Annotated in this window: 9 protein-coding genes; 8 read left to right on the forward strand and 1 reads right to left on the reverse strand. The window is 69.8% G+C overall.

Going from position 1 to position 12,480, the window contains the following annotated elements:
- Nucleotides 1-400: 400 nt before the first annotated feature.
- From PROKR_RS19585 to PROKR_RS19595, 3 genes are read left to right on the forward strand one after another with little or no spacing between them, the layout of a single operon-like run.
- Nucleotides 401-2,053 (forward strand): extracellular solute-binding protein, encoded by a 1,653-nt coding sequence (locus PROKR_RS19585; protein WP_036966041.1) that lies wholly within the window; start codon nt 401-403, stop codon nt 2,051-2,053.
- Nucleotides 2,050-3,003: an ABC transporter permease gene (locus PROKR_RS19590; protein WP_036966044.1), complete on the forward strand. Its 954-nt coding sequence runs from the start codon at nt 2,050-2,052 to the stop codon at nt 3,001-3,003. The genes PROKR_RS19585 and PROKR_RS19590 overlap by 4 nt, the downstream gene beginning before the upstream one ends.
- Nucleotides 3,000-4,034, forward strand: coding sequence for a carbohydrate ABC transporter permease (locus tag PROKR_RS19595; RefSeq protein ID WP_036966047.1), 1,035 nt, complete (start codon nt 3,000-3,002; stop codon nt 4,032-4,034). The genes PROKR_RS19590 and PROKR_RS19595 overlap by 4 nt, the downstream gene beginning before the upstream one ends.
- Nucleotides 4,035-4,054: 20 nt before the next feature.
- Here PROKR_RS19595 and PROKR_RS19600 read toward each other — a convergent pair whose 3' ends face one another.
- Nucleotides 4,055-5,071, reverse strand: a complete 1,017-nt coding sequence (locus PROKR_RS19600) for a LacI family DNA-binding transcriptional regulator (protein ID WP_036966050.1) — start codon at nt 5,069-5,071, stop codon at nt 4,055-4,057.
- A 233-nt stretch (nt 5,072-5,304) separates the two neighbouring features.
- Here PROKR_RS19600 and PROKR_RS19605 point away from each other — a divergent pair, with 233 nt between their 5' ends.
- From PROKR_RS19605 to PROKR_RS19625, 5 genes are read left to right on the forward strand one after another with little or no spacing between them, the layout of a single operon-like run.
- Nucleotides 5,305-6,612 (forward strand): ABC transporter substrate-binding protein, encoded by a 1,308-nt coding sequence (locus PROKR_RS19605; RefSeq protein WP_036966053.1) that lies wholly within the window; start codon nt 5,305-5,307, stop codon nt 6,610-6,612.
- Nucleotides 6,605-7,582 (forward strand): carbohydrate ABC transporter permease, encoded by a 978-nt coding sequence (locus tag PROKR_RS19610; RefSeq protein WP_425414916.1) that lies wholly within the window; start codon nt 6,605-6,607, stop codon nt 7,580-7,582. The genes PROKR_RS19605 and PROKR_RS19610 overlap by 8 nt, the downstream gene beginning before the upstream one ends.
- Nucleotide 7,583: 1 nt before the next feature.
- On the forward strand, nt 7,584-8,471 hold the full coding sequence (locus tag PROKR_RS19615) for a carbohydrate ABC transporter permease (RefSeq protein WP_036966056.1): 888 nt from the start codon (nt 7,584-7,586) through the stop codon (nt 8,469-8,471).
- Between the two features lie 46 nt (nt 8,472-8,517).
- Entirely contained in the window at nt 8,518-10,794 is a 2,277-nt protein-coding gene (yicI, locus tag PROKR_RS19620; protein ID WP_036966058.1) for an alpha-xylosidase, read from the forward strand.
- Complete coding sequence (locus tag PROKR_RS19625) at nt 10,791-12,227, forward strand: GH1 family beta-glucosidase (protein ID WP_036966061.1); 1,437 nt, start codon at nt 10,791-10,793, stop codon at nt 12,225-12,227. Before yicI ends, PROKR_RS19625 begins: the two co-directional genes overlap by 4 nt.
- Nucleotides 12,228-12,480: the final 253 nt, after the last annotated feature.

The following is a 12,480-nucleotide window of genomic DNA, read 5'->3' on the forward strand; positions in this document are numbered from 1 at the left end:
CGAGGCCGAGCCGCTCGATCGCGGGCTGGTGCTGGTGCAGCAGGCCCAGCCGCTCGTCGGGGGTGAGGCGGTCCAGCAGGTCGCGGGCCCGGTCGGCCAGGGCTGCGGCGGGGTCGCGGAACAGGGGCTGCGTCTGGTTCGGCACGTCGTCGTGCTCCCTTGGCATCGGGTCGGTCTTGCGGCGTCGGTCTTGCGGCGTCGGGTCGAAGAGTAGAGCAAACCCTCGAAACGGTTCAATGATCAATTGCCTAATTGGGGCGAATCATTGCCTCGTGTTCAAGGTTTGCCCTACTGTTCTGCCAGCGATGTAGGTCGAAGCGCTTCGACGTCGAACCGCGTGATCCGCCATCGTGTCCGGGCACACAGACGTGCCGCGCTGTCCACAAAGGAGTGAAGAGCCATGACAGCACCTCACCTGGCCGGCGGGCTGAGCCGCCGGTCGTTCCTCGGTTTCCTCGCAGTCGGTGCCGGCGTCGTCGGCGTACCGTCCCTGCTCACGGCCTGTACCAGCGGCCCGGCGAGCACAGCGCAGGGTGGTGGCACCGTGAGCTCCGGCGTCCTGCCCACCTACGTGCCGGTCGAGTACGTCAAGCCCGACTTCCCCTCCGTGAACGGCTCAACGGCCGGCTACGCGTCCATCCCGGAGGAGCTCGTCACGGCCTTCGCGACCCCGCCCGGGTCAGGCGGCACCTATTCGGCCATGACGCCGCTGTGGAGCGCCATCCCGAAGACGTCGGGCAACCCCTACTTCGACGCGGTGAGCGAGGCGATGGGCACCACCGTCGAGTTCCAGATCTCCGACGGCAACACGTACGGCGACAAGCTCGCGGCCGTGCTCGCCTCGGCCAAGGACGTCCCCGACTGGGTGTGCGTGCCCACCTGGAACTTCCCGCCCCGGTTCGCCCAGGCCGTCGACGCACTCTTCGAGGACCTCACGCCGTACCTGTCCGGCGACAACGTCAAGAAGTACAAGAACCTCGCCAACATCCCCACGGACGCCTGGCGCTTCGGCGTCTTCAACGACAAGCTCTACGGCCTGCCGTTCCCGGGCGAGCTGGTCCACCTCGCGACGTTCTACCGGGCCGACCTGCTCGCGGAGCTCGGCATCACCGAGCAGCCGAAGACCGCCGACGAGTTCATCGAGCTCGCCAAGGAGCTGACCGACCCGGGCAAGAAGCGCTGGGGCTCGGCCGACCAGTGGATCACGGCGAACATGATGTTCGCGGTGCCCCCGGAGAAGGGCTGGAAGCTGGCCGACGACGGCTCGTTGGTCAGCCGCGTCGAGTCCGAGGAGTACCGGGCGGCGCTGGACTGGCAGGCCCGGCTGTACAAGTCGGGCGCGGTGCACCCGACGGCCGTGGCCGACAAGCCCGAGGAGATGAAGCCCCTCTTCGAGTCGGGGGAGATCCTCATCGTCAACGACGGCGTGGGCGGCTGGCACGAGTCGCTCGGCCGGGTGCTCCCGAGCAACCCGGACTTCGACCCGCGGCCGTTCGACCCGTTCGCCCACGACGGCGGCACGCCGCGGATCTGGAAGGGCGCCCCGGCAGACATGTTCTCGTTCCTGAAGAAGCGGGACGACAAGGCGCAGATCGAGGAGCTGCTCGCCGCCGCCGACTTCCTCGCCTCGCCGTTCGGCACCACGGAGTTCCAGCTCGTCAACTTCGGCGTCGAGGGCGAGCACTATGAGATCGACGGCGACGGACTGCCCCAGGCGACGGATGCCGCGGCCGACGACGTCGCGCCGTCGTACATCTTCCTGGTGGACCCGCCCAAGGTGAACGCGCAGGTGCAGTTCGAGGGCTACGTCGAGGCCTACTGCACGTGGATGGCGGACGCCTCCCAGTACGTCGAGGAGCCCCTCTTCTACGGCAAGCAGATCACCGAGCCGTCGCAGTTCGCGTCGCTCGGCACACCCTTCGTCGACCTGGAGAAGGACATCGCGCGCGGCCGCAAGACCCTCGCGGACCTGGACGACGCCGTGGAGACGTGGCGCAGCAGCGGCGGTGAGGAGCTGCGGGCGTTCTACCAGGGCATCCTGGACGAGCAGTGACCGCCGCCAGCTCGCCGCCGGGCGCCCCGCCCCGGCGCAGGATCCCCTGGACCGTCCGGGCCCGGCGCGACCGCACGCTGCTGATCATGGTGGCCCCGGCCGTGCTCCTGCTGGCGGTGTTCGCCTACGTGCCGATGCTCGGCAACGTGGTGGCCTGGCAGGACTACTCGCCGTACGTCGGCATCCGCGAGAGCCCGTTCATCGGGTGGGCCAACTTCGCGCGCGTCCTGACCAACCCGCTCTTCCTCGACGCCGTGGCGAACACGCTGGTCATCACCGCGGTCCAGCTCGTGTTCTTCTTCCCGGTGCCGATCGTGCTCGCGCTGCTCCTGAACAGCGTGCTGTCGCCCGGGCTGCGCACGACCATCCAGTCGATCGTCTACCTGCCGCACTTCTTCTCCTGGGTGATCGTCGTGACGATCTTCCAGCAGATCTTCGGCGGGGCCGGGATGGTGGCGACCCGGCTGCGCGAGGCGGGGTACTCGGGCTTCGACCTGATGACCAACCCCGACACGTTCCTGCTGCTGCTGACCGCGCAGTCGGTCTGGAAGGACGCGGGCTGGGGCATCATCATCTTTCTCGCGGCGCTCGCGACCGTCGACCCGCAGCTCTACGAGGCGTCGGTGGTCGACGGCGCCGGCCGGTGGCGACGGATGTGGCACGTGACCCTCCCCGCGCTGCGGCCGGTGATCATCCTGCTGCTGATCCTGCGGCTGGGCGACGCGCTCACCGTCGGGTTCGAGCAGCTCATCCTCCAGCGCGGTGCCGTCGGCACCGACGTCGCGGAGGTGCTCGACACGTTCGTGTACTACCAGGGCGTCGTGAACGGCGACTGGGCCTTCGCGGCGGCCGCGGGGCTCGTCAAGGGCCTGGTGTCGCTCGCCCTGGTGCTCGGGGCCAACAAGCTCGCCCATCTGGTGGGCGAGGCGGGGGTGTATCAGCGCGCATGAGTGCCGAGACCGACAACGAGAACGAGATCCGGACGACGACGCCGGCACGGCGGGCGCCGTCGTCCACCACACCCGGACCGGGCCGGGCCGGGCAGCCGGCGAGCGGCCCGAGCCGGTACCGCGCCCTGCTGCGCGGCCGGAACCGCCCGGTCTGGGAGGAGGACCCCAACCCGCTGGGGCTCCTGGTCAAGGGGGCCGCGCTGCTGCTCATCGTGGCCACGGTCGTCTACCCCCTGTACACGGTGGTGCTCACGAGCCTCTCCACCCAGGCGGACATCACCCGGTCCGGCGGCCTGGTCACGGTGCCGGGCGGTCTGACGTTCGCGGCCTACGAGCAGATCCTGTCCGGCGGGATCGTCACGCGGGCCACGATCGTGAGCATCGGCGTCACCGTGGTCGGCACCGTGCTCTCGACCACGGTGTCCGTGCTGGCGGCGTACGGCCTGAGCCGGCCGGGCTCCTTCGCCCACCGGCCCATCCTGTTCGTCTTCCTGATCACCATGTTCTTCGGCGCGGGAATGATCCCGACGTACCTGCTGGTGAGCAACCTGGGGCTGATCGACAGCTACTGGTCGCTCATCCTGCCGGGCGCCGTGAGCGCGTTCAACGTGCTCATCCTGCGGGCGTTCTTCATGGGCATCGACCGGTCCATCACGGACGCGGCCAAGATCGACGGCGCGGGGGACTGGCGCATCCTGGGGCAGATCGTGCTGCCCATGTCGAAGGCCGTCGTGGCGGTCGTCGCGCTGTTCTACGGCGTCGGCTACTGGAACGCGTTCTTCAACGCCATGCTCTACATCAACGACAACGCGAAGTGGCCGCTGCAGCTCGTGCTGCGGTCCTACGTGCTGCAGGGGGTGACGCTGCCGGGCAGCGGCGTGGGGCAGGTCGACGTCGCCGACGGCGCCGTGACCGGGCTGCCGGTGAAGATGGCCGTGATGGTGCTGGCGATCGTGCCGATCCTGGTCGTGTACCCGCTGGTGCAGCGGCACTTCACGAAGGGCGTGATCTTCGGGGCCATCAAGGGATGAGCGGCGGCCCGCCCCCGCCGTCAGCCGACGTCGGCGGCAGGGCCGGGCGCCGAGCTGTCCCGCTCGGTCAGCACGGGGGCGAGCAGCCTCGTCTCGGACGGCTGCTCGCCCTCGAGGCGCGCCATCACCATGTCCACGGCCACCTTGCCGATGTCCTCGGCGGGCAGGTCGATGCTGGTCATCGGGATGCGCTGGGACAACGCCACGTCCCGGGGGCAGACCGCCACCACGGACATGTCGGAGCCCACCACCAGGCCGCGCTCGGCGAGCCGGGCCAGCACGTGTGGCAGCGCACCCTCGTTGTGCACCACGATGCCCGTGGTGTCCGGGGCGGTGGACAGCAGCGCGTCCACGGCCGTCGCGGCACCCGCCGGCGACGAGTCGCAGGCCTCCACCTTGACCGTCACGCCCGAGCTGCGGGCCTGGTCGCGCAGGCCTCGCATCATCCGCTCGGCGTAGGACGTGTGCCGTCGCAGCACCTCGGGCGGCGATCCGATGAGCGCGACGTCGGTGTGACCCGCGTGCGCCAGGTGCCGCACGGCGAGCCGGCCCGCCGCCTCGAAGTCGAGGTCCACGCAGCTCAGGCCCTCCGGGTCCTGCGGCAGGCCGATGAGCACGGTGGGCTGCTTGGCGGCGGCCACCAGGGGCACGCGCGGGTCGTCGGCCTCGATGTCCATCATGACCAGGGCGTCCACCATCGAGCCGCCGGTCACGCGGTCCAGGCCGCTCACGTCGTCCTGGGTGAGCAGCAGCACGTCGTGGTCGAAGTCTCGCGCCCGGGTGACGACGCCGGCGACGAACTGCATGATCACCGGCACGCTCACGCCCACGCGCAGCGGCGCCATGAGCGCTATGACGTTGGTCCGGGCGGAGGCCAGGGCCCGTGCGCCGGCGTGCGGCCGGTAGCCGAGCTTCTCGATCGCGCGCTCGACCCGGGCCCGGGTCGGCGCGGAGATGGGCCGCTTGCCGGACAGCACGTACGACACGGTCGAGGTCGAGACCCCCGCCGTCCTCGCGACGTCGTCGATCGTAGCCACGGTGCTCCATTCGAGTCGGTACCGGTCATCTGTCCGGGTGAGTGTGCCTGGTCCCGGTGCAGGTCGTGCGGTGCCGGGCACACCAGTGTGCCGCATGTTGGGGAAGCGCTTCGACAGAAGACTAGCCCCCTCGGCCAAAAATGCTACTGGACATTAGCGAGGGCCTGGGGCTAGCGTGTTGAACCGCTTCGACGATCCGGACGCGGGAGTCCGGGCCCGACCAAGGAGATGCAATGAAGCACAAGCGGACGATGACGGCCGTGGCGGCGGCGATGGCCGGCGCCCTGGCACTGGCCGGTTGCACCGGCCAGGGCGGCGCCGGCGGTGGCGACACCGACGACAGCACGCTCACCATCTGGCACTACGAGAACGAGGACTCGGCGATGGGCAAGGCCTGGGCCAAGGCCATCGAGATCTTCGAGGAGGAGAACCCCGACGTCACGGTCGACGTCGAGAAGCAGACGTTCGAGCAGATCCAGAAGAACGCCAAGATCGTGCTCACGGGCGACGACGTGCCCGACGTCATGGAGTTCAACAAGGGCAACGCGACCGCCGGCCAGCTCGCGGCGCAGGGCCTGCTCGCCCCGCTGACGGACGCCGCCACCGAGCGCGGCTGGGACGAGAAGCTGTCCGGCTCGCTCGCCACCACGGCCACCTACGACGAGCAGGGCCTGATGGGCTCCGGCGAGTGGTACGGCGTGCCGAACTACGGCGAGTTCGTGGGCGTCTACTACAACAAGGAGATGCTGGCCGACCTCGGGCTGGAGGTGCCGACCACCCTCGACGAGTTCGAGGACGTGCTGGCCGCCTTCAAGAAGGAGGGCATCACGCCCCTGGCCGAGGCCGGCGCCGAGTACCCGCTGGGCCAGCTCTGGTACGAGCTCGTGCTCGCCTACGGTGACCGTGCGCTGGTCGACGACTACCAGCTCTTCGCGAACGACGTCGACTTCCACAACGATGCCATGACGCAGGCCACCGAGAAGCTGGACGAGTGGATCGAGAAGGGCTACATCGCCTCCGACTCCGCGGCCCTCACGGCCGAGGACATGGGCGTCTCGTTCATCGACGGCACCTACCCGCTCATGGTCAGCGGCTCCTGGTGGTTCGGCCGCCTCGCCGCCGAGACCGAGGCGGACTGGGGCCAGTTCAACTTCCCGGGCAACACGCTGCACACCGGCTCGTCCGGAAACCTCTGGGTGGTCCCCGCGAACGCCGACTCCCCGAGCCTGGCCGAGGAGTTCATCGACATCACGCTGCGCCCCGAGGTGCAGAACGTGCTGGCCACCGAGGGCGGCCTGCCCGTGGCGGGCGACCCCTCCGTGATCGACGACGAGCGCACCCGCGAGCTGACCGAGAACTTCCAGGCGATCCTCGACGAGGACGGCCTCGCGTACTACCCCGACTGGCCCGTGGCCGGCTACTACGACGTGCTCGTCAGCGAGCTGCAGTCCCTGGTCAACCGGTCCAAGACGCCGGACGAGGTGCTCGACGGGCTGCAGAGCTCGTACGACGAGGGCAAGGCCGACCTGCTCGATGGCTGACACCGCCCTGACCGAACCGCGCTCGCGGGCGGACGCCCGCCCGCGAGCGTCGCGCGGGACGCGCCGTCGTCGGCCGCAGTGGGTGGGGTACCTGCCCTACCTGCTGCCCGGCGCGGTCGCGTTCGGCGTCGTGATCGGTTACCCGCTGCTGACCAACGTGTACTTCAGCCTGTTCAAGTGGCGCGGCGGCATGGCGCCGCTGCGGTGGAACGGGCTGGGCAACTACGTGGACCTGCTGGGCGACGACAAGTTCTGGACGTCGTTCGGCAACTCGCTCGCGATGATCGTCGCGATGGTGCTGGTGCCCACGCTGCTGGGCCTGGTCCTCGCGGCGGTGCTCTTCGACTACCTCGGGCGGCGGTTCGGGGAGCGCGTCTCGTCGGTGCTGCGCGCCACGTACTACCTGCCGCAGATCCTGCCCGTCGCCGTGGCGGGCGTGCTGTGGAACTGGATCCTGAACTCCCAGACCGGCGCCCTGAACGTGATCCTGCGCGGGCTGGGCGTCGAGACGCCGCCCAACTGGCTGGGTGACCCCGACACGGCCCTGCCCTCGGTGATGCTCGTGCTGATCTGGGTGCAGATGGGCTACCCGGTGGTCATCTTCATGGCGGCCCTGCAGCGGGTGGACCCGGAGCTCTACGAGGCGGCCGAGCTCGACGGCGCCGGCTGGTGGGACCGGTTCCGGGCCATCACGGTGCCCCAGATCCGCCCCGAGACGTTCGTGGTGACCCTGACCTGCACCGTCGCGGCCCTGAAGGTGTTCGGGCCCATCTACGTGCTCACGCGCGGCGGGCCAGAGAGCTCGACCCTCGTGCCGAGCTACTACTCGTACCTGAACTTCTTCGACAAGTCCCAGGTCGGCTACGGGTCCGCCATCGCCACCGTGCTCACGCTCGTGATCGTGGCCGTGGCACTGATCATCCTCGGCCTGCAGAACCGGGCCGAACGACGTGAGAGGGAGGGGGTCTGACATGGCCGCCGTCGCAACGGACCCGCGGCCCGCGCAGGTGCGGGCCACCGCCGTCGACTCCCGGTACCGCCGGGGTGCCGGCCGCTGGCTCGTCCTGGCCGCCGCGGTCCTCGTGGGGCTCGCGGTGCTCGCGCCGTTCGGGATCATGCTGCTCAACGCCTTCAAGTCGCCGCAGGACTACGCGGCGAACGGGCCGCTGTCCCTGCCGTCGTCGCTCTACCTGGACGGTGTGGTCGCCTTCTGGGAGCGCACCGACTTCCCGGTCAAGCTGTGGAACTCGGTGTTCATCTCGGCCCTCGTGGCCGTGGGCGGCGCGCTGCTGTCGCTGCTGAACGCGTACGCGATCGGCATCGGCCGGGTGAAGGGACGGCTGTGGATCATCGCGCTGTTCCTGCTGGCGAACATGCTGCCGCAGGAGGCGCTGATCTACCCGCTGTTCACGATGGCGCAGTCGGTGGGTCTGTCGAACTCGCAGTGGTCGGTGATCATCATCTTCACCGTCATCCAGTCGGCGTTCGGCACCTACCTGCTCTCGTCCGTGCTCGGCACGTTCCCGCCCGCGCTGCTGGAGGCGGCCGCGCTGGACGGTGCGAGCCGCTGGCGCATCCTCTGGCAGGTCGTGTTCCCGATCGTGCGGCCCACGCTCTCGGTGCTGATGATCTTCTTCTTCATCTGGACCTGGAACGAGTTCTTCATCCCGCTGGTCATGCTCACCAGCAACGACACCCAGACCATCCCCATCGCCCTGGCCTCGCTGCAGGGCGACCGGATGATGGACGCGCCCACGATCAACGCGGGCTCGCTCGTGTCGCTGGTGCCGGCCGTCATCTTCTTCCTGATCTTCCAGCGCACCCTGACCCGGGGCGTGACCGCCGGGGCGGTCAAGTGACCCCGTCCCACCACACGGCCATCCAGAGACGAGTGAGGCCCAACCCATGAGATTCACCGACGGCTACTGGCAGCTGCGCCCCGGCGTCGAGGTGCTCCGTCCCCGCGACATCGACTCGGTCGAGGCGGGCGACGAGACGCTGACCGTCTACGCACCCACCGCGCCGATCACCAAGCGCGGCGACACCCTGAACCGTCCGCTCGTGACCGTCACGTTCGACGCCCCGGCCGACGACGTCATCGGCGTGCGCATCGAGCACCACCAGGGCCGCCGCGACCCCGGGCCGCACTTCGCGGTCAACCGGGAGCCGGGCGTGGTCAAGGTCGTGACGCCCGCCGCCCCGGGCGAGGGTCCCGCCGAGCTCACCTCGGGCGGCCTCACGGCCCGCGTGTCGACGGACGGCGAGTGGCGGGTCGACTTCGTGGCCGGCGGCGAGGTGCTCACCACGTCGTCCGCCCGGAGCGTCGGGCTGGCCAGCACACCCGAGGGCGACTTCGTGCACGAGCAGCTCGGGCTCTCCGTGGGCGAGCACGTCTACGGCCTGGGCGAGCGGTTCGGCGCGTTCGTGAAGAACGGCCAGAGCGTCGACGTCTGGAACGAGGACGGCGGCACCGCGAGCGAGCAGGCCTACAAGAACGTGCCGTTCTACCTGACCGACCGCGGCTACGGCGTGTTCGTGGCCCATCCGGAGAAGGTCTCGTTCGAGGTGGGCTCCGAGGTGGTCAGCCGCACCCAGTTCTCCGTGCCAGGGCAGACGCTCCAGTACTACGTGATCCACGGGCCCACCCCGGCCGAGATCCTGCGCCGGTACACGGCGCTGACGGGGCGGCCCGCCGTCGTCCCCGCCTGGTCGTACGGCCTGTGGCTCTCCACGTCGTTCACCACCGACTACTCCGAGTCCACGGTCATGAGCTTCGTCGACGGCATGGCCGAGCGGGACATCCCGCTCTCCGTGTTCCACTTCGACTGCTTCTGGATGCGGCAGTTCCACTGGTGCGACTTCGTGTGGGACCCGGCCACGTTCCCGGACCCCGAGGGCATGCTGGAGCGGCTGCACGACCGCGGCCTGAAGGTCTGCGTGTGGATCAACCCGTACATCGCCCAGCGCTCCCACCTGTTCCGGGAGGGCGCGGAGAAGGGCTACCTGGTCACCACGGCGAACGGCGACGTCTGGCAGTGGGACAAGTGGCAGGCCGGCATGGCGCTGGTCGACTTCACCAACCCCGATGCCGCCGCCTGGTACCAGGACAAGCTGCGCGTGCTGCTGGACCAGGGCGTGGACTGCTTCAAGACCGACTTCGGCGAGCGCATCCCCACCGACGTGGTCTGGCACGACGAGTCGGACCCGCAGCGCATGCACAACTTCTACGCGTCGCTCTACAACAAGACGGTCTTCGACCTGCTGGAGCAGGAGCGCGGCACGGGCGAGGCCGTGCTGTTCGCCCGGTCCGCGACCGCGGGCACCCAGGCCTTCCCGGTGCACTGGGGCGGCGACTGCGAGTCGACGTTCGTGTCCATGGCGGAGTCGCTGCGCGGCGGCCTCTCGCTGTCGCTGTCCGGGTTCGGCTACTGGAGCCACGACATCGGCGGCTTCGAGGGCACGCCCGACCCGGCCGTCTTCAAGCGGTGGACGGCGTTCGGCCTGCTGTCCTCGCACTCCCGCCTGCACGGCTCGAGCTCGTACCGCGTCCCGTGGGCGTTCGACGACGAGGCCGTCGACGTCACGCGCAAGTTCACCCGGCTGAAGATGCGGCTCATGCCGTACCTCGGCGGGGCCGGCGCCGAGGCCGCCGGAGCGGGGCTCCCCGTGATGCGGCCCATGGTGCTGGAGTTCCCGGCCGACCGGACCGCGGCCACCGTCGACACGCAGTACATGCTGGGGTCGTCGCTGCTGGTCGCGCCCGTGTTCGGGGAGTCCCGCGCGGAGTACTACCTGCCCGACGGGGAATGGACCCGGCTGGCGGAGGTGGCGGTAGACGGCCTCGCCGAGACCGTCACCGGTTCGCGGTGGGTCACCGAGGAGCACGGCTTCGACACCCTGCCCGTGCTCCTACGGCCCGGCACCGTGCTGCCCGTCGGGGCGCGCGACGACCGGCCCGACTATGCCTGGGCCGAGGGCGTGACGTTACGCTGCACCCGTCTGCCCGAAGGGTTCGACGAAGAGATCCTGGTCCCCGGTGGCACCGGCGCCCCGGCGACGTTCCGTGTGCGGTACGAGTCCGGCGTCGTGCACGTGACCAGTGCTGACGCTCCTGGCGAATGGAGCGTCGAGAACGATGGCAAGACCGTTCGGGCCACCGGCCCGGGAGAGGTGGCACTGTGAGTGCACGGAAGTTCCCCACTGATTTCCTCTGGGGATCGGCGACCGCGTCGTACCAGATCGAGGGTGGTGCGACCGAGGGCGGACGTGGTCCGTCCATCTGGGACACGTTCTCGCACACGCCGGGCCGGACGCTGAATGGTGACACGGGTGACGTCGCCGACGACCACTTCCACCGGTGGCAGGAGGACGTCGAGCACATCAAGAACCTGGGCCTGGGCGCCTACCGGTTCTCGATCGCGTGGCCGCGGGTGCAGCCGGGCGGCTCCGGCGAGTTCAACGCCGAGGGCATCCGGTTCTACTCGGACCTCGTGGACGGTCTGATCGCCGCGGGCGTCAAGCCCGTCGTCACGCTCTACCACTGGGACCTCCCGCAGGAGCTGGAGGACGCCGGCGGCTGGACCAACCGCGAGACGGCATACGCCTTCGCGAGGTACGCGCGGCGCATGGCCGAGGAGCTCGGCGACCGCATCGACGTCTGGACCACGCTCAACGAGCCGTGGTGCACGGCGTACCTGGGCTACGGCTCCGGCGTGCACGCCCCGGGTCGCACCGAGTCCCTGGCCGCGCTCCAGGCGGTGCACCACCTCAACCTGGCGCACGGTCTCGCCGTCCAGCAGATCCGCGAGGTGCTCGGCGACGCCGCCAAGACCTCGATCACGCTGAACCTGCACGTCTTCCGGCCGGACGACCCGTCGTCCGAGGCCGACCAGGCCGCGGTCCGCCAGGTCGACGCGCTGGCCAACCGGGCGTTCCTCGGGCCGGTCCTGGAGGGCGCCTACCCGGCCGACCTGCTGGAGAACACGGCGTCGGTCACCGACTGGTCGTTCGTGCAGGACGGCGACCTCGAGATCACCAGGCAGCCGCTCGACGTGCTGGGCGTCAACTACTACTCGACCGCCCGCGTGCGGCACTTCTCCGGCGAGGGGGAGCGGCAGCAGGCCGACGGGCACAAGGACTCCGCGGGTACCCCGTGGATCGCGGCCGACGACGTCGAGTTCCTGCCGCAGCCCGGCCCCTACACGGCCATGGGCTGGAACATCGAGCCCGCCGGCCTCACGGACCTCCTGGTGTCGCTGCGCGAGACCTACCCCGACCAGCCGCTCATGGTCACGGAGAACGGCGCCGCGTTCGCCGACACCGTCGTGGTCGAGGACGGTGTGGCCCGCGTGCACGACGTGGAGCGCGTCTCCTACCTGCACGACCACGTCGAGGCCGTGGGGCTCGCCCACGACCAGGGCGTGGACGTGCGCGGGTACTTCGCGTGGTCGCTGCTCGACAACTTCGAGTGGGCCTACGGGTACGACCGCCGGTTCGGCATCATCCGCGTGGACTACGACACGCTGGAGCGCACGTGGAAGGACTCGGCGCACTGGTACCGCCGCCTGGCCACGAGCAACACGCTCCCTGCTACGTCGGAGGTATCCCCGTCCTGACCCGCTTTTGATCGAGTGAACGTAGGGATCGTCGGTGCATGCGCCCTGTATGCGCCGACGATCCCTACGTTCGTATCGACGAGAGCGGGCGTCCGTGGTGACGCGCGCGGAACGGGATACCGTCTCGCCATGAACTCGCTCGGTGACGTCCTGACCGGCCTGCTGGAGCGGACCCGTGCGGCCCGCCGCGTGCCCGCCCTCTCCGCGGCCGTGGGCCGCGGCGGCGAGGTGGTGTGGGCTCGCGTGGCCGCCG

The organism is Promicromonospora kroppenstedtii DSM 19349, from assembly GCF_000515355.1.
Taxonomy (GTDB): Bacteria; Actinomycetota; Actinomycetes; order Actinomycetales; family Cellulomonadaceae; genus Promicromonospora; species Promicromonospora kroppenstedtii.